The following is a 15,646-nucleotide window of genomic DNA, read 5'->3' as shown; positions in this document are numbered from 1 at the left end:
TATGGGAAACAGCTTAAGTGCATTAATAGGAGCTTTAATCAAATGCTTACATCATTTGGCAAAACCTTACGTAAAATTCGTATTGATCGGACAGAACGTCTATTAGATATGGCTAAGAAATTAGGCGTATCTATAGCGTTTTTATCTTCTGTAGAAATTGGCAAAAAGCCTATACCTGCTAACATGGAAGAAAAGATTATTGAGAAATACGCTTTAGATGAAGAAACGGCTTCTATCTTGAGAAGAGAAGCAAATATTTGTCGTAAGAATTTTACAATGAACTCTTCTGACCCACTTAACCATGAAATTTCTAACACGTTTGTTAGAATTTTTAAGTCTCTTTCACAACAAGATCTGACAAAGTGCAATGGACTCATGGAGAAAGTAGAAAAAAACGGTGCTTGCAGAATAGAATACTTTGATCTGCTTATTTTATACACCATAAACATAATTTTATATGTTAAAAAACAAGAATATCTTTTTGAAATAATTGAAAAACAATAAAAATCTGCTAAGATTTTTCACATATTTAAATACGAACTTAAGGTAACAAAAAACTTGCTGAATAAAGTGATGTTAATTGGCTATTTAGGGGATGATCCCGAAAGCAAAACAATGACTTCTGGAGCAGAAATAGTCAATTTTCGTATGGCAACTTCTGAAAGCTATACCGATAAAAAGACCAATCAAAAAATAGATAAAACGGAATGGCATTCCATTGTGGTTTTTAATCCGCATTTGGCAAAAATAGCTCTTCAGTATCTCAGTAAAGGTTAAAAGGTTTACATAGAAGGCAAATTACAAACACGTAAATGGCAAGATAAAAATGGTCACGACCGTTACACAACAGAGATTGTCTTGTCACAATATAAAGGTGAACTGCATTTGCTTGATGCAAAGAAAGAGCAATCTGCTCACCCCTCACCCATTGCTTCTCAAAATTATGCTATTGCCTCAGGTACTCAAGAATATAGAACAGCTCTTAACGATAGCGTCCCATTCTGATTGAAAAAATATGGCTAAAAAAAAACATGCAAAACGTAGACGTCCTAGAATTAAGGGATGTGTCAGAGAACCCAATGGTCGTATCTCGCGAGCAAAAATACCGCGTGAACCGATTGATAAATTGGCAATTGAAATTCGTGCCAAGCGATTTGGTTTGACCATATATGTGTCGTTCTTAATGCGCTTCATAAGCATTTTAGCTGTTAAAAAAGAATTGACATCAGATGAAAAATCATTAAAATGTGTACATATTTACACATTATGAGTTTAGGTAATGGAACAAGATAGCCGAAAAATCATTGCAAAATTAAAGCGTGATGGTTTTGAACTTATCAAAGTGAAAGGTTCTCATCATAAATTTAAAAAAGATGATAAGATTGTTATCGTTCCACATCCTAAAAAAAATCTTCCGATTGGTACAGCACGTTCTATCGCACAACAAGCAGGCTGGTTAAAAGAAGGAGAAGAAGAATGAAAAGATTTTTTGCTCTTGTTCATAAAGATGAAGACTCTGCTTTTGGTGTTCAGTTTCCTGATTTTGAGGGACTTTTTTCTGCCGCCGATGAGGAAGAAAATTTAATAGCAAATGCAACAGAGGCACTCCAACTTTATTGTGAAGATATAGATAGAGTGCCTATTCCTTCAAAATTTGGAGAAGTCATACAACGGGAATCTGTCAAAACAGCTTTGTCAGAAGGAGCTTTTTTAATACAAGTTCCTTTTATTGAAAATGATTCAGAAGTCATACGCACAAATATATCAATTGAACGAGGGCTTTTACGTGCAATTGATAATTGTGCACAAAAGAGAGGTTTAACAAGATCTGCTTTTTTGGCAACAGCAGCCCGTCACGAACTTAATATTTAGCTCATCAATCTGGAAGAATTTCTCACTCTCGATTTTTTTGCAAAAGCGTGTAATTGCATATGATCCGCGAACTATTAATGAAAATCAAAAGGCGGCAGGCAAACAAAACGCTATAGTTAAGAGTGATATAACTATCATTGATACTATATACATGGCATCTAATATTTCTGGACCTGTCATTGCCTTTCCCTCCTATAATAATTTCACAATAATTTATAAAATCTAAAATGTTTTAGAAAATTCTATATATTCTATTTTAAAATACAAAATATAGATTTTTTCTATTGACAATGTGTAAAAAAATTTATTTAATGACGTTATTGTACTAGTTTTATTGTGTCTAAAATTCAAAAATATTCCCTAAAAATTCAGTAAAATGTGATCTTGGAACGTGGCTAGAAAGCCCTGTTTTCTTGCTAATTCTGGCTAATTAATTTTTCACAGAATAAAAATCAATATTTGACTAATGATGTCATTAATTCATTGCCTCAAAAAAGGAGCGAAGATGAAAGTAATCATCACTAAGCCAATGTGTGTTGTTGGCGATAACAAAAGCACTGTTCGTTTTGAAACTTCAACTCCCAATAATCCATTTGTAGAGATCTCCAATCAAGTCTATGCCCATCTCAAGCGCACCAATGCTGCTAAACCTTTTTTTGAGGTCAAAACAAAAATAAAGCCTGACAAGGAAGTTGAACAAATTAAGCAAATAGAACAAGAACACAACCAAACATCAACTGAAACAGTAACAGAGGAAACCTCACTCGAAAAGCCTAAAGCATCTAAAGCTTCCAAGCCATCAACATCTACCCAAAAAAAGCTTAGAAGTTGAAGTTAATCATCCACCAAAAATGGTATCTTCAACAGGTAAAAGATACCTTCACAAACCTTCAAGCCCCTCGCCTTAATTGGGCTCTGCGTAATGCTCTAAACACTGCAGCAAAACAAGTTGAACGCTTTACTGAAAAGCAAGTTGCAGACATCTCATCAGCCCAAATAAAGCGCATCAAAAGGGGCGTTTATATTAAAGAAAAGGCGACAGCAAGGTTTCTCGAGACAGATATCATTGGTTCTGGAACACCGATACCTCTTAAATTTTTTAAAGCAAAAGAAACAAAACGCGGCGTAACTTACAAAATGTTTGGGAAACAAGAAATCTTACCCCATGGTTTTATCAAGGGTGGGAGTTTTCCAAAGCGTGTTGATTTAAAAATGGGAGGGAATGTGTTTCAAAGAGATGACGAAGAAATTCCCCATTGCAAAACAAGAAGGACCATCGATTGCTAAAGTGATGTCCAAGCCAGAGATTGCAAGTGCTATTGTAAAAAAAGCCAATGAAAGATTAATCAAAAATATTCAAAGACAACTTTCTCATCAAGAATACGCTGCTAATAAAAAAGGCTAGATCCTGTTCTCACGCTTTATCTCTATGTGCTACACACAGCAATCTTATTACTTGACAAGATTCACAAAAAACATATATCGTTAAATCAGGTGCCTAGAAAACACCTTAAAAACAACAAGCGGATAGATTGCCGAAACAGTCTTTTCACCGCCAGTTAAAAGCTTTAACTCGTTGTATGTTACACGCATATAATGGCATTGTCGGGTGTGGTTATGCTATACAATACCCTTTTGGGAAAGGCATAACGACGGGCTTGTTGCCGTGTTTTCTAGCACCCGGCATCCTCCTCGGGTATCAATAGAAAACCTAATCAACAAGGAGTTCATTATGAACACTCTTATAGAAATAAAAGAACAAGCCATTGGTCAAGAAACTGTTCAAACCGTTAATGCACGTGAATTGCACGCGTTTTTAGATGTTAATATACGCTTCAATGATTAGATTTCACGACGGATTGAAGAATATTCTTTTCAAGAAAATCAAGACTTTGTGAGTTTTACTCAAAAAAGAATAAAACCTAAAAGCGGTCGTCCAAGTATCGAATATCATCTTACTTTAGACATGGCGAAAGAGCTCTCAATGGTCGAACGTAACGAGAAAGGACGTCAAGTTCGTCGTTACTTTATTGAGTATGAAAAAAAGCTAAGAAGCCAATCTACGAATTATGATGATACACGTTTTTCTTTCCCAAAAGATTGGGATAAAATGTCTCCAACTAAAAAGGATGTTTACATTTATGGTCCACTTCATATGCATCTTGTTAAAGCCTTCACGTTGGTAGAAGAGAGCAAACATTATAAAGCTTTAATCAAAGAAGCAAAACAAGTCTTAGAAAGATCTGTCGTAAAAGCTGCTTAGTTTAAAATATGACATACCTCCCCGTTATCAACAATGGGGAGGTGGTTGGTTTAGCTGCCACTTGCTTTTTTTAAGACTTCACCCATACGTGTTCGCCAGTCTTTTCCTTGTTTTTTAAAAGAAGCAATAACGTTTGGGTCAAGGCGTAGAGTAACCGCTTGTTTGGGAGATTCAACGGGTGGACGCCCACGTTTACGGCGCTCTTCTGTTACATACTTAAAAAAGGAGGCTGGTAAAACGTCTTTAGCTGGCTTTAAGCGTGCAAGTTCTTCATCTGTTAGTGGTGGGGAATCCACAGCGTCCCAATCTTCTTTTGTGTAGCCACATCCTGTTTCAAAGATTTTTTTGATAGTCATTGAAAACCTCTCTTTCTTTTTTATTCGCTTGACGAAAACTGATAATGGATATCGCTTCATTGCCAAGCTTTGCAAAAACAATAACTGTTGTGCCATCCGCAAAATGTCCAATAGCCTTCATGCGGTTTGAATGTGTTGCATCAATAAGAGCATGTTCCCAGTCAAAGTAAATAACATCAGCAAAATCAAGCTTATGTTTAACAATGTTTAAAGCTCTTTTTGGTTCATCCCACACTATCTTCATATATTTTATGTACACGAAAAATAAAACCTTGTCAATAATTAAAGTGTACAATAATTCGTATATACCATTCAAAATGGAGCAACTATGACCAAGAAAGTTCGTGAGGGGATATCGCTTCGTGCGTTTGCCAAAAAGATGCGTGTTTCTCCTAATGCAGTGGTTTCTCGATTTAAGACAGGGAAATTTGATAAAGCTCTTTTTGAAGATGGTTCTGTCAATGAAGCGCTTGCAACAGCTATCTGGAATGAGAATCCAACAAAACGCCCTGCTCCATTTTTAGCACCGGATGGTCAACCGCGAACAAAGATCAAACAAGTCTCTACAGAGGGTGCCAATGAATACAAGATTAAACTGGAGCGAATGCAAGTTGCCCTTGAAAGCGAGAAGATTGCCCTTGAACGCTTACGCGAAACAACCGTTGACCGTGAAGAAGTCAAGAGAGCAGCGCGTGAGTTTGGAAGAGCACACCGTGACGCTATGTTGAATTTTCCTCATCGATTTGGTGCAAGCATTGCCGCACAGGTTGGATGTGATGCTGCAAGCCTAATCGGTGCCATTGATTATTACATACGAAAGGCTTTGCTTGAAGCTGTTCATATTCCAGTTCCTTATCATGATCCTCAACCTCCAGAATGAGAGAGTTTTTGGGGCGAGCAAAGAATGAATAATGGATGACAATGCAGTCGAAGAATTTTTCGCCCATGCCAATAATGCAAGACAACCGGACCCACCGTATACGGTTTCGCAATGGGCGGACAAGAATAGATACCTTAGCACGGTAGCCAGTGCTGAACCTGGACTGTGGAGAACAAAACGGACCCCCTATCTGCGCGAAATCATGGATAATCTTTCTTCTTACGTGCCAATTGAAACAACCATTGTCATGAAAGGGGCGCAGGTTGGCATGTCAGAGGCAGGATTAAATTTCTGCGGTTATGCTATTCATTATAGTCCAGGACCTGCCCTTTATGTCATGCCAACCGTTGAGACGGCCAAAAAGCTTTCAAAGACGCGGCTTGATCCCATGATTATGGCAAGTCCAGTTTTAAGTGAACGCATAGCCCCAGCACGAGCACGTGACAGTGGGAATACCATGTTTTCGAAAGAGTTTGATGGTGGAGCACTGATGCTTACAGGAGCAAACAGTGCGGCTGGTCTGCGTTCTATGCCCATTCGTTATCTGATTTTGGATGAAGTGGATGGTTATCCTCTCAGTGTCGATAACGAAGGTGATCCAGTGATGATTGCGGAAAAGCGCACATCAACCTTTGTACAACGAAAGATCTTTAAATTGTCCACACCCACCCATCGTGACACAAGCCGTATTGCCAAGGATTTTGTACTAGGAGACCAGCGATATTACAACGTGCCTTGTGATGCATGTGGTACACTCCAGCCGATTGTTTGGTCACAAATCAAATGGCCGAAAGGGGCTCCCGAAAAAGCTGTTTTTGTTTGTGCGCATTGTGGTCATGAACATGCCGAGCACCGAAAAACAGATCTCATGTGTGAAGAAAGAGGCGCATGCTGGGTCCCAACCAGTGAGTCAAGCAGACCCAATTTGCGTTCTTATCATATTTCGGCACTCTATTCTCCTTGGCTTACATGGGGGGAATGTGCAAGAGAGTTTTTAAATGCCAAAGATGATCCAGCTCTTCTACAGCCTTTTGTCAATACAGTGCTTGGAGAGCCATGGGAGGACAGAACAGGCGAAGTTATTGATCCAGACAGCCTCTATGCAAAACGCGAAGATTATCCCCTTGCACCAGAACAAGCCGTGTTGTTAACAGCTGGTATTGATGTGCAAAATGACCGCTTAGAACTTGAAGTGGTTGGATGGGGACGCAGTGAAGAAAGTTGGCATATTGATTATCAAGTTATCCTTGGTGATCCCTCTTCTTTTGAAGTATGGGACCAGCTAGATGAATACCTTACAAAACGCTGGCCACATACAGGCTATAAAGAGGGAATTAGGATAACAGCTGCTTGTATTGATACCGGTGGTGGACACACACAAGCGGTTTATAATTACGTGCGCCCCCGTGAGGGACGACGTATCTGGGGAATTAAGGGGCAAGCGGGATGGCGTGCGGTATGGCCACGCCGTCCAAGTAGAAACAACAAAGGACAGATTAATCTCTATATTGTTGGGGTTGATGCAGCAAAAGATATTATCACGGCACGGTTTAAAAAATCCGGTCCTGAAGCATCGGGTGCTGGTGCAACACACTTTCACAAAAGCCTTGATCGAGAATATTTTGACCAACTGACCGCTGAAAGAAAAGTCATCAAATATTTTAAAGGCTTCAAGCGTATTGAATGGCAAAAAAGCGAAAAGGCAAGAAATGAAGCCTTGGACTGTAGGGTCTATGCTTATGCTGCTTTACAAGGTCTGATTTCGGCAGGAATAAACCTTAATCGAGAAGTCGATATCTTAGAAGAGCGTCTGGAAAAACTTAAAATTGAAGGCTCTTTAGAGCAGCCAACATCAGAACATGTGCCCTCTCCTTCTCCAAGAAGATCTCAGACAGCACAGCCTCAAAAGAAGCCATTCAGAACAATGATGAATCCTTATATGCGAGGGGATTGGAGGTAATTTGTGGGTGAAACTTTAGAACCAATTAACAGCAAAATTGAGAGACTTGAAAACTTAAAAAGGCGGCGTGAACAAATTGAAGAAGCTCTTTATTCGGGAGCACAATCGGTACGCCATGGCGATAAGCAAGTCAGCAACCGCTCTGTTGAGGAACTGCGCAGAGCGCTTGAGATGCTGAACACACAAATAGCCAACCTTGAAGGGCGCAAGCGTTCACGCGTTTTCTATTTTAATATATCACGAGGCTATTAATGGCTGGTTTTTTCAATAAACTCACAGGCTTTTTTAAAATTTCTCGTCAACACAATCCTCATTTTGAAGCGGCAAGCAAAAGCCGCCGTATGGGTGGTTTTGACCCCGCAAAAAAACATATCAATAAAGCCATTGAGGAATGCGGTGATACCATTGTTGCCCGTTCAAGATGGCTTTATGACAATGAATCTCTTTATGGGTCTGCAACAGAAGAATGGGTCTCCGCGGCTGTAAGTGATGGGATTAAACCTTATCCTCGCATTGAAGGCTTTCAAGAAGAAAAGAAAAAGCTTTTAGACTTATGGTGGCAATGGGTTGATGAAGCAGACTATGATGAAGATGCCAACTTTTATGGGCTGCAAGCAACCATTGCACGAGAGGTCTTTTTAACCGGAGAGTGCTTTGTAAGACTACACTATGTCGACCTTTATGGACGCTCTGGTGTGCCGCTTCAATTACAAGTTTATCCAACCGAAATGCTGGATTTAACTTACAATGGACCTGCTGAGATTGAAGGCAATTACATTCGTATGGGAATTGAATTTAATGCCAGTGGTAAGCGCGTTGCTTATCATTTCTGGGAACATCACCCCTATGATGATGTCCCTGCAAATATAGCATTTGAGAGCCAAGAGCGCGTGCGCGTCCCTGCTGAAATGGTCCTTCACATCAAAGAGCGCCGTATCGCCGGACAATTGCGCGGTTCTCCCAAAATAACGCGCGCTATGACAAAGATCTTTCAACTCGAATCCTATGATGATGCAGAGCTCGATAGAAAAAGGACGGCGGCTCTTTTTGCGGTGTTTATTACAGGGAAGGAATCTCATGATGCGGCATTAGAGGAAAATCGTGAACAAACGACGCCCCCAAAGAAGACTGAAGAGGCACCTGACGTGGATAAAATTTATCCTGGATCGGTCAACATGGTGGATGGCGAAAAACAAATTACATTTTCAACCCCTGTTGAAGTTGGTGGTTCTTACGAGGCTTTTCAGTATCGTAATATTTTAAAGATTTGTTCTGCTCTTAATATGCCTTATGCCGTTGTGACTGGAGACGTTACGCGCGGCAATTTTTCCAATGTGCGTACCTCTATCATTCAGTTTAGACGGCACGTCAAACAATGGCGTGAACATATCATTGCCTTTCAGTTTAACCGCATTGTTTGGGAGCGTTTTGTTGAAATGGCCGTACTTTCTGGATGCGTGAATTTACCAGGATGGGAAGAAAATCCTTTGCCATGGCTTCAATGTGAAAGCTTTGCGCCCCCGCTTGAAATGATTGATCCAAACAAGGATATTTCGGCAGAAAAAGAAGAAATTCGTGCAGGCTTGAAAACGCGACGCATGGCACTTGCCGAGCGCGGCTTTGATATCGACAGCATTCATGCCGAACTTGAGGAAGAGCACACAGACGCTCGCGCGCGCGGCTTATCTTTTGATACGGATATGGCAGCGCCCTCTGGTGAAAATCAAGCGATTGATGATGAAGCTTCAGACCCTTCTGAGACTTATGAAAGTAACCAAGGTAGTGAGGCACATAAAAATGGTGAATAATCTCGACATGCCATTCTTGGCATCACGGCTTTTTGGGGTTCCACACATGCTTGCCCCCACAAAGCTTGACATTATCCTTAATGCTCTTGCTCTACGCCTTTTTGCAGGCGAAAAGTTTGCCCCTAAAGCTTTTGCGCAAGAAAATACAGAAGCTTTCAGACCACCAGAAACCTATGTAGTACAAAACAACGTTGCTATAATACCGGTTCATGGCACGCTTGTACGCCGCGGTGCATGGCTTGGAGCTTTATCGGGATTGACCTCTTATGAAGGGTTAAGGGCTTCTTTTCGTGAAGCCATTGCACAACCTGATGTTCATGCCGTCTTACTCGATATTGACAGTGGTGGGGGAGAAGCCGGTGGCATCTTTGATTTGGTTGAAGAGTTTCAAACCCTCTCAAAACAATACAATAAACCCATTTGGGCGCATGCTAATGAATTTGCTTGTTCTGCAGCTTATGCCATTGCTTGTGCAGCTTCTCAAATATGGGTTGCACGCACGGGTGTTGTGGGCTCGATTGGGGTTGTTTGCGCCCATCTTGACCAATCCCGTGCGGATGAGAAACACGGGCTTAAATGGACCTTCGTTTTTGAAGGTGATCACAAAACTCATGGCAATTCTCACGAACCCTTGAGCGATACAGCACAGATAAAAATGCAAGCCGATTGCGCCCTGCTCTACGAAATGTTTGTCGATTGGGTTGCAAAAAACAGACCTCTGAGTACGGACGCAATTCGCGACACCAAAGCAGAAACTTTTATAGGCACCCAAGCTTTAGAGCTTGGATTAGCAGATGCGCAGGGCACCCTTGCGCAAACTTTGGAAGCCTTAACGGCTTCTATATCACAAACCCCAATAGCAACAAAAGAAGGAAAAAACACATGGCACGCACACAATACCGCGCCCAAGAAGAGGATGATGAAAAAATTGTCGACATCATCAACAAAGATGAAGAGGACGAGAACGACATTGACGAAGATACCGAAGTCTTTGACGATGAAGAAGAAAACGAAGACGAAGATGAGGACGAAGATAAACAAGAAAGCATAAAAGCTGCTCTTGAAAAGGAAAGAAAACGAGGCAAGGCACTGATAAACCTTGAAAGGCAAGCAAAGCACTTAGGCGTTTCTTTTGATGCCGCAAAAGCCATTAAAAGCGGCATGATTGTTGAGAAAGCAAAAAATGTTGTTTTAACTGCTGCTGTCTTGAAAAGTTCATCTTTAAAATTATCACCCACGGTTCCTCATAGTGATGGAACGAGTAAGGCAAAGATTCATACAAAATGGGAAGCAGCTTGGAGGGCAGTGAAATGAATAATATTATTTATGAAGACGTACGCAATGGCGCTTATCTTGGACCCTACGATACGGATATGTCAAACGAAGAAGTGGTTTTTGCATCAGGAGCCTTCATTGAAGCAGGAACTGTCATGGGGAAAATTACAGCATCAGAAAAATATGCCCCCCTTAATCCAGCAGCATCAGATGGCAGTCAAACACCGGCAGGGATTTCTTTTGCCACTGTTGACGCAACAGGCGCAGATCAACGCGCCGTGATTACAGCACGCTTATGCACTGTAAAAGCTTCTGAATTGCTATGGCCAGATGCCATTACAGATGAACAAAAAAAGTGCTGCCATTCAATCTTTAGAAGACAATAACCAAAATTATGTTACAATGTGGTAGGAGATTATACATATGGATATAAATTTTTTTAAACACGACGCTTTCTCAGCTTCCAGCATGATGAAAGCGATTGAGAACTATGAGTTTCAACCAGGTCTTATCGGTTCTCTCAATCTTTTTGAAAAAATCGAGACAAATACAGCAATAGTTAGTATTGAAAGGAGAGATATATCACTTATTCAAACGAGTGAACGTGGTATGTCTTGTGCAAATGATGACAAAACTGATTGCCTTCGGTTTTTTAAAACAACACGGATTGCCAAAAGTGATGCTATTAAAATAGAAGAAATCTACGGTTGGAATGAATTGAAATTAGAAGATCAGTTAGAGATGGCAATGCAATATATTGCCAGAAAACAAAAGAAACTGATTTCTGAAATCGAATTGACATGGGAAAACATGCAACTTGGCGCTGTTCAAGGTGTTGTCCTTGATGCCGATGGTGCGGTGATTGTTGATTGGTACAAGGAATGGGAAATTACTCCACCAGAGCCGATTGACTTTAAACTGAATGTTGAGACAACCAACGTTGCGGACCATGTTGATCAAGTCATTATGAAAATGATTGAAGCTTCAAAGGGTGCATTCACTGATCGTTCACGCATTATTGGGCTTTGTGGAAATGAGTTTTTCTCCAAATTGAAAAACCATAAAACAATTCGTGAGACCTATCTCAACACAGCTCTTGCACAAGCTTTGAATAGCGCTGGAGGTATTGCAACACCAAGTGCAATTGGTTCAGGGAGCTTCGGCAGTTTTGACTTTGCTGGTGTAACCTTTATCAATTACCGGAGTATTCATAACTATAATCTGAATGCAAAAGCTGGAACAAAACGCGCTATAGGCATTAAGCCGGATGAATGTCAATTCTTTCCCGCTAATGCACCTGGCGTTTTCCAGAAAGCTTTTGCACCAGCAGAAATTGAGAATTTTTCTCATACGATTGGAAAAACTCTTTATACTGTTCTTATTCCAGATTCTGGTTACAACACATGGGCCAAACTTGTTGTGTGCAGCTATCCGCTTTATATTTGCACGCGTCCAGAAATGCTCTTTAAAGCGTTCAGTGGAGGAAAATAACATACGATGGCATGGGCTGCTAAACCAAATGATTAAAGATGTCGTAACATCTTTGGGCAGCCCGTCATCTACACCTGAAAAGACAATCAACAATCGTTTCGGATTACAGCTATTTATGGTATTAAACATTCGGAATCGGAGGCTGGTGGCAGAATCCCCACGACAATCGCAAAAAAGGAACTTGACCTTTTTATTAATGATATCGGGGGAATACCACCAAAACCTCAAGATAGTATTGTGATCATCTCTCCTGAAAACAGCAAAGCCCCCTCTTCTCAAGAGCACTTCGTGATCACAGATGTCCAAGCCTCTGAATCCGGTATGTATAAGCTTATCTTGCGGGAGATAAAACAATGAGGCATCTTTATCTTGTGTATTTAAAAATCAATAAAACTGTCCCAGAACTCGATTACTGCTGTAAACCTTGGACTTGAAAAGGCAGTGAATTGGTAATTCCGTGGTATGCCGGTACGGAGACTGATTTGGCATTCATGGTATGTTATAGTGACTGATGCAATTCGTGTCCAAGTAGTTCTTTCATTCTTTTCAGGACTTTCAAATACAATGGCTTGATCGGTTACCAAAAGACGTCCTCTAAGTGTGATCTTTTTATTAATATCAAAGAAAACGCGTTCTTGAACTCCCAACAATTTTTCATTGTGTGCTAAACGATATTCATATTCGCTTGCGTCAAGTTCTTGAAACATTTTACACGCTTCAGAAAAACTAGACACTTTAATATCCGGTAGCAACATTGCAACTTGTTCTTCAAAAAGTTTTACTTTTTTCTTTTCAGAGTAGTGAGCGATCACCAAAAGTAAAATAATAAGAATGGCTACTAATAACCATGGTGAAATACTTATTATTACCACAATGCCTCCAATCAATAGAGCACAATGGAGAAAGATCCTGATCCATTTTTCCAGTTGTTCATTTTTAAGTGCTGGAGATGTTTTATTAACGACTGAGAAATCAGAAGAAGGATGTGCAGGAGGGAGCGACATTGAAACCTGTTCTGGAACTTTTTCTTCAAAACGTTTTTTGCGTTTATCTTGCCAATAAGCGAAAATGGAAAACGCAAAAAACGCAAAGAAAATTAACCAAAACCATCCCCAAAAGCCTAATCCATCATCTTTGTCTGGTTTGTTAACTTGAGTGGGGGTAATTTGCTTATCAGTATCCTCAGCTGGTACCTGAGTCACGCTTTCGTTTTGAGTAGCAACATCTATTGACGAAGTCGAGGAGGAGGTAACAATTTCATTGAGGAGGAGGTAACAATTTCATTATTGTGTGTAATTTGATTTGGTTTGTCTTTGTGTACAGAAGCACCTACTATCGCAGAGCCGATAAATAATAAAGCTCCAATACCAAGAGTTTTCAGTCCGTTTTTCCGCCATTTCTTTATACATACTAAAACGAGTCCGACAATCATCATTGGCAATGATAACAAGCACACGATCATTGCAATTATATCAAGGGTATCCAGCATTACCTCCCCCTCCGCTATAAATAAAAAAGTAAAGTGGAGATTTAAAGTGAGTCGACAAATAAAGTAAAGACGTACTTATATAAGTTAGAAAAATGTAATTTTACTTATTGACATTGTGACAGGAGTATGAATAATCGAATCAGGTGCCTAAGAAACACCTTGGAAAATACCAAGCGGACAAACTACCGAGATAGTTTATTTTCCGCACATTAAAGGCTTTGACTCATTGTATGTTACACGCATATAATGATCTTGTCGGGTGTGGTTATGCCATAAAATACCCTTTGAGGAAAAGCATAACGACGGACTTGGTACCGTGTTTCTTAGCACCCGGCACTCTTTTTGAGTGTCATTAAGAAACCTCTATTACCAAGGAGTTCTTTATGAACACACTTATAGAAATATCAGAACAGATTATTGATCAAGAAACTGTTCAAACTGTGAGTGCGCATGAGTTGCACGCATTTTTAGGGATTACATCAAAGTTTGCAGACTGGATTAAAAATCGCATTAAAGAATGTAAATTTCTGGAAAATATAAACTTTATAACGCTTTCTAAAAATTTAGAAAACGGTGGAAAGGTAAAAGAATACCACATTACATTAGACATGGCTAAACATCTTTCGATGATAGAGCGTAATGATAAAGGGCATGAAGCACGTCAATACTTTATCAAATGTGAACGACTTTTGAAACAAGTAGCAACACCACAGATAGCTGCATCACAAGTTGACTACTCTAAACCCGAGGCATTACTTGGTGTCTTGAACCATTTACAAAGTCAAATTGAGCAGAAAGATCATGTTATTGCAGAATTAGCACCAAAAGCAGAGGCACTTGAGGGTCTAAAACGTTCTGATGGTCTGTTTGGTCTTATCGAAGCAGCAAAGATGTTGGAGGTACGACCAAAGGATTTAACGGATTACTTGCGTAAACATGATTGGGTCTATCGACGGGCTCCAGGGGCGCCTCTGTTACCTTATCAGGACAAGATCAAGAAAGGATTCATGGATTGCCCTGCTATTACCATTCAAAGACCGGATGGTACGGAAAAGGTGCTGCCTTCAACGAAAATCACATCGAGAGGATTAGCATGTTTGAGAGAGCAAATTCATGGAGGTGTGCAATGAAGATAGATACCAACTTCCTATGCGATTTGTGGATGGCATTGTTTCAGTTTTCTAATCATCAAAGCATTGGAGATGAGGATTGCACTGCCATAATTGAGATTATGGGCATGGTGGAAAAAGCTTTGATTTTAAAACTTCAAAATGAGGTTCCAAATATTACGAAGATTTTAGCAATTCTTACAGATTTTGGAGATTCAGAGTTACCGCATAGCATGGATTCTTTGTTACGCGCTTATGAACCAAATTTCGAGAGCCCCATTAAAAAGGTTGCTTAACTTAAAAACAAAACTCCCCTCCCTATCGTTAAAGGTGGGGAGGTAGTCAAGACTTCTTTAGGTAAGAACTCAAAATGAACGGATTTAAAATCAGTTAAGTCATAATCTGTAAGATCGGCAGTATCAACAAAGTTTTCTGCTTCTTCATCCGTCTTGAAAACGGGTATTTGTTTTAATTTAGAGGTTTTCATAAGAATTAGTTTTCTTTTAGTACGTATAGACTTTTAAAAGATTCAAAGTTTAGAAGAAATATATCTATTTAAACTCACACCATTTTCAGCGGCTTGTATTGCAAGTTTTCTATGGAGCTCTGGTGGTATTCTTAATTGAAACTTACCACTATATTTACCATGTGACAAAGGCACAGGAACTTCTTCTCCATTATGTTGCATGTCCTCAACAACTTCTGAAACAAGGTCCATAATACCTTTTAAAGCTTTCTCTGCTTGAGCATCTAACCATGAAAGGGATGGGAATTCTGCACATAATCCGACATATTCCTCATCTTCTTGCGACCACAAAACACGATATGTATAATGATTATTGTTCATGTTTCATCCTTTCTATCGCTTGTAAGACTTGTTTGACTTGATAAGCTTTTGCTTTGTTACCAGAATCTTTTTGAATATTCACACGAGGATCACCAAGCCACGGTGTTTTAAAAACAAAGTGGCTTGTACCATTGTTCCGTGGTTCTCCAAAGAAATAGACACATACAGCCAACAAATCTGAAAACTTAATGTTCTTTGGTGATGCTTTCATCAAGCTGATTATTTTTTCAACTTTATTACTCATAACCAATGATAGTATCATTATTAATCCTAGTCAATCATTTTATGCACTTAAT

At 39.8% G+C, this 15,646-nt stretch carries 20 protein-coding genes and 6 pseudogenes; 19 read left to right on the top strand and 7 right to left on the bottom strand.

The window, feature by feature from the left end; translation table 11 throughout:
* Positions 1 to 42 precede the first annotated feature (42 nt).
* The 8 genes and pseudogenes from ACFINC_RS07300 to ACFINC_RS07265 all read left to right on the top strand — a co-directional run.
* Positions 43 to 393 (top strand): annotated as a pseudogene (locus ACFINC_RS07300) (XRE family transcriptional regulator); the annotation flags it as partial.
* Between the two features lie 165 nt (positions 394 to 558).
* Positions 559 to 1,005 (top strand): annotated as a pseudogene (gene ssb, locus ACFINC_RS07295) (single-stranded DNA-binding protein).
* Between the two features lie 10 nt (positions 1,006 to 1,015).
* Positions 1,016 to 1,270, top strand: a complete 255-nt coding sequence (locus ACFINC_RS07290; RefSeq protein ID WP_375616768.1) for a hypothetical protein — start codon at positions 1,016 to 1,018, stop codon at positions 1,268 to 1,270.
* Between the two features lie 9 nt (positions 1,271 to 1,279).
* Positions 1,280 to 1,480, top strand: a complete 201-nt coding sequence (locus ACFINC_RS07285) for a type II toxin-antitoxin system HicA family toxin (RefSeq protein WP_375616757.1) — start codon at positions 1,280 to 1,282, stop codon at positions 1,478 to 1,480.
* Positions 1,477 to 1,872 carry a type II toxin-antitoxin system HicB family antitoxin gene (locus ACFINC_RS07280; protein WP_375616756.1) on the top strand — a complete coding sequence of 132 codons (396 nt, stop codon included), beginning with the start codon at positions 1,477 to 1,479 and terminating at the stop codon, positions 1,870 to 1,872. Before ACFINC_RS07285 ends, ACFINC_RS07280 begins: the two co-directional genes overlap by 4 nt.
* A 505-nt stretch (positions 1,873 to 2,377) precedes the next feature.
* On the top strand, positions 2,378 to 2,704 hold the full coding sequence (locus ACFINC_RS07275) for a hypothetical protein (protein WP_375616755.1): 327 nt from the start codon (positions 2,378 to 2,380) through the stop codon (positions 2,702 to 2,704).
* Positions 2,701 to 3,277: pseudogene (locus ACFINC_RS07270) on the top strand (hypothetical protein). Before ACFINC_RS07275 ends, ACFINC_RS07270 begins: the two are co-directional and overlap by 4 nt.
* A gap of 327 nt (positions 3,278 to 3,604) precedes the next feature.
* A pseudogene (locus ACFINC_RS07265) lies at positions 3,605 to 4,135 on the top strand (antA/AntB antirepressor family protein).
* Between the two features lie 50 nt (positions 4,136 to 4,185).
* Here the strand turns inward: ACFINC_RS07265 and ACFINC_RS07260 are convergent.
* Together ACFINC_RS07260 and ACFINC_RS07255 are read right to left on the bottom strand one after the other, a co-directional pair.
* On the bottom strand, positions 4,186 to 4,491 hold the full coding sequence (locus ACFINC_RS07260; RefSeq protein ID WP_375616754.1) for a BrnA antitoxin family protein: 306 nt from the start codon (positions 4,489 to 4,491) through the stop codon (positions 4,186 to 4,188).
* Complete coding sequence (locus tag ACFINC_RS07255) at positions 4,469 to 4,735, bottom strand: BrnT family toxin (protein ID WP_375613975.1); 267 nt, start codon at positions 4,733 to 4,735, stop codon at positions 4,469 to 4,471. Before ACFINC_RS07255 ends, ACFINC_RS07260 begins: the two co-directional genes overlap by 23 nt.
* Before the next feature lie 84 nt (positions 4,736 to 4,819).
* Between ACFINC_RS07255 and ACFINC_RS07250 the strand changes: the two genes are divergently transcribed.
* The 9 genes and pseudogenes from ACFINC_RS07250 (at position 4,820) to ACFINC_RS07210 (ending at position 12,262) form a co-directional block, all read left to right on the top strand.
* Positions 4,820 to 5,371 carry a hypothetical protein gene (locus ACFINC_RS07250; RefSeq protein ID WP_375616753.1) on the top strand — a complete coding sequence of 184 codons (552 nt, stop codon included), beginning with the start codon at positions 4,820 to 4,822 and terminating at the stop codon, positions 5,369 to 5,371.
* A gap of 31 nt (positions 5,372 to 5,402) precedes the next feature.
* Entirely contained in the window at positions 5,403 to 7,331 is a 1,929-nt protein-coding gene (locus ACFINC_RS07245) for a phage terminase large subunit family protein (protein ID WP_375616752.1), read from the top strand.
* A 3-nt stretch (positions 7,332 to 7,334) separates the two neighbouring features.
* Positions 7,335 to 7,583: a phage head-tail joining protein gene (locus ACFINC_RS07240; protein WP_375613951.1), complete on the top strand. Its 249-nt coding sequence runs from the start codon at positions 7,335 to 7,337 to the stop codon at positions 7,581 to 7,583.
* Positions 7,583 to 9,139 (top strand): phage portal protein, encoded by a 1,557-nt coding sequence (locus ACFINC_RS07235; protein ID WP_375616751.1) that lies wholly within the window; start codon positions 7,583 to 7,585, stop codon positions 9,137 to 9,139. The genes ACFINC_RS07240 and ACFINC_RS07235 overlap by 1 nt, the downstream gene beginning before the upstream one ends.
* Positions 9,129 to 10,190 carry a S49 family peptidase gene (locus tag ACFINC_RS07230; protein ID WP_375616750.1) on the top strand — a complete coding sequence of 354 codons (1,062 nt, stop codon included), beginning with the start codon at positions 9,129 to 9,131 and terminating at the stop codon, positions 10,188 to 10,190. Before ACFINC_RS07235 ends, ACFINC_RS07230 begins: the two co-directional genes overlap by 11 nt.
* Positions 10,076 to 10,453: a hypothetical protein gene (locus ACFINC_RS07225; RefSeq protein ID WP_375616767.1), complete on the top strand. Its 378-nt coding sequence runs from the start codon at positions 10,076 to 10,078 to the stop codon at positions 10,451 to 10,453. Before ACFINC_RS07230 ends, ACFINC_RS07225 begins: the two co-directional genes overlap by 115 nt.
* Positions 10,450 to 10,825, top strand: a pseudogene (locus tag ACFINC_RS07220) (head decoration protein). Before ACFINC_RS07225 ends, ACFINC_RS07220 begins: the two are co-directional and overlap by 4 nt.
* A gap of 12 nt (positions 10,826 to 10,837) precedes the next feature.
* On the top strand, positions 10,838 to 11,905 hold the full coding sequence (locus ACFINC_RS07215; protein WP_375616749.1) for a major capsid protein: 1,068 nt from the start codon (positions 10,838 to 10,840) through the stop codon (positions 11,903 to 11,905).
* A gap of 1 nt (position 11,906) precedes the next feature.
* A pseudogene (locus ACFINC_RS07210) lies at positions 11,907 to 12,262 on the top strand (hypothetical protein).
* A gap of 20 nt (positions 12,263 to 12,282) precedes the next feature.
* Here ACFINC_RS07210 and ACFINC_RS07205 read toward each other — a convergent pair.
* Both ACFINC_RS07205 and ACFINC_RS07200 read right to left on the bottom strand, forming a co-directional pair.
* Positions 12,283 to 13,107 (bottom strand): hypothetical protein, encoded by an 825-nt coding sequence (locus tag ACFINC_RS07205; RefSeq protein WP_375616748.1) that lies wholly within the window; start codon positions 13,105 to 13,107, stop codon positions 12,283 to 12,285.
* A 23-nt stretch (positions 13,108 to 13,130) separates the two neighbouring features.
* On the bottom strand, positions 13,131 to 13,361 hold the full coding sequence (locus tag ACFINC_RS07200) for a hypothetical protein (protein WP_375616747.1): 231 nt from the start codon (positions 13,359 to 13,361) through the stop codon (positions 13,131 to 13,133).
* 416 nt (positions 13,362 to 13,777) lie between these two features.
* On the opposite strand from ACFINC_RS07200, the gene ACFINC_RS07195 reads away from it, so the two are divergent.
* Entirely contained in the window at positions 13,778 to 14,524 is a 747-nt protein-coding gene (locus ACFINC_RS07195) for an antA/AntB antirepressor family protein (RefSeq protein ID WP_375616746.1), read from the top strand.
* Entirely contained in the window at positions 14,521 to 14,799 is a 279-nt protein-coding gene (locus tag ACFINC_RS07190) for a hypothetical protein (RefSeq protein ID WP_375612356.1), read from the top strand. The genes ACFINC_RS07195 and ACFINC_RS07190 overlap by 4 nt, the downstream gene beginning before the upstream one ends.
* On the opposite strand, the gene ACFINC_RS07185 is transcribed toward ACFINC_RS07190, so the two are convergent.
* From ACFINC_RS07185 to ACFINC_RS07175, 3 genes are read right to left on the bottom strand one after another with little or no spacing between them, the layout of a single operon-like run.
* Entirely contained in the window at positions 14,796 to 14,990 is a 195-nt protein-coding gene (locus tag ACFINC_RS07185) for a CopG family antitoxin (RefSeq protein ID WP_375616745.1), read from the bottom strand. The two genes, ACFINC_RS07190 and ACFINC_RS07185, sit on opposite strands and share 4 nt — an antisense overlap.
* A 42-nt stretch (positions 14,991 to 15,032) precedes the next feature.
* Positions 15,033 to 15,350 (bottom strand): type II toxin-antitoxin system HicB family antitoxin, encoded by a 318-nt coding sequence (locus ACFINC_RS07180; RefSeq protein ID WP_004856761.1) that lies wholly within the window; start codon positions 15,348 to 15,350, stop codon positions 15,033 to 15,035.
* Entirely contained in the window at positions 15,340 to 15,612 is a 273-nt protein-coding gene (locus ACFINC_RS07175) for a toxin HicA (RefSeq protein WP_273790312.1), read from the bottom strand. Before ACFINC_RS07175 ends, ACFINC_RS07180 begins: the two co-directional genes overlap by 11 nt.
* Positions 15,613 to 15,646: the final 34 nt, after the last annotated feature.

Origin of the sequence: Bartonella sp. AP58NXGY (assembly GCF_042195785.1) — a bacterium.
In the GTDB taxonomy this organism is placed as follows: domain Bacteria; phylum Pseudomonadota; class Alphaproteobacteria; order Rhizobiales; family Rhizobiaceae; genus Bartonella.
The sequence above is the reverse complement of the archived record's forward strand: the minus strand, read 5'-3'. Positions and strand labels throughout refer to the sequence as shown.

What these genes read in the sequence shown, in the direction of transcription:
- ACFINC_RS07275 (WP_375616755.1), top strand. Translation starts at nt 2,378, where the DNA reads ATGAAAGTAATCATCACTAAGCCAATGTGTGTTGTTGGCGATAACAAA.
- ACFINC_RS07280 (WP_375616756.1), top strand. Translation starts at nt 1,477, where the DNA reads ATGAAAAGATTTTTTGCTCTTGTTCATAAAGATGAAGACTCTGCTTTT.
- ACFINC_RS07290 (WP_375616768.1), top strand. Translation starts at nt 1,016, where the DNA reads ATGGCTAAAAAAAAACATGCAAAACGTAGACGTCCTAGAATTAAGGGA.
- ACFINC_RS07195 (WP_375616746.1), top strand. Translation starts at nt 13,778, where the DNA reads ATGAACACACTTATAGAAATATCAGAACAGATTATTGATCAAGAAACT.
- ACFINC_RS07255 (WP_375613975.1), bottom strand. Translation starts at nt 4,735, where the DNA reads ATGAAGATAGTGTGGGATGAACCAAAAAGAGCTTTAAACATTGTTAAA.
- ACFINC_RS07185 (WP_375616745.1), bottom strand. Translation starts at nt 14,990, where the DNA reads ATGAAAACCTCTAAATTAAAACAAATACCCGTTTTCAAGACGGATGAA.
- ACFINC_RS07215 (WP_375616749.1), top strand. Translation starts at nt 10,838, where the DNA reads ATGGATATAAATTTTTTTAAACACGACGCTTTCTCAGCTTCCAGCATG.
- ACFINC_RS07175 (WP_273790312.1), bottom strand. Translation starts at nt 15,612, where the DNA reads ATGATACTATCATTGGTTATGAGTAATAAAGTTGAAAAAATAATCAGC.
- ACFINC_RS07235 (WP_375616751.1), top strand. Translation starts at nt 7,583, where the DNA reads ATGGCTGGTTTTTTCAATAAACTCACAGGCTTTTTTAAAATTTCTCGT.
- ACFINC_RS07250 (WP_375616753.1), top strand. Translation starts at nt 4,820, where the DNA reads ATGACCAAGAAAGTTCGTGAGGGGATATCGCTTCGTGCGTTTGCCAAA.
- ACFINC_RS07190 (WP_375612356.1), top strand. Translation starts at nt 14,521, where the DNA reads ATGAAGATAGATACCAACTTCCTATGCGATTTGTGGATGGCATTGTTT.
- ACFINC_RS07230 (WP_375616750.1), top strand. Translation starts at nt 9,129, where the DNA reads ATGGTGAATAATCTCGACATGCCATTCTTGGCATCACGGCTTTTTGGG.
- ACFINC_RS07245 (WP_375616752.1), top strand. Translation starts at nt 5,403, where the DNA reads ATGGATGACAATGCAGTCGAAGAATTTTTCGCCCATGCCAATAATGCA.
- ACFINC_RS07180 (WP_004856761.1), bottom strand. Translation starts at nt 15,350, where the DNA reads ATGAACAATAATCATTATACATATCGTGTTTTGTGGTCGCAAGAAGAT.
- ACFINC_RS07285 (WP_375616757.1), top strand. Translation starts at nt 1,280, where the DNA reads ATGGAACAAGATAGCCGAAAAATCATTGCAAAATTAAAGCGTGATGGT.
- ACFINC_RS07260 (WP_375616754.1), bottom strand. Translation starts at nt 4,491, where the DNA reads ATGACTATCAAAAAAATCTTTGAAACAGGATGTGGCTACACAAAAGAA.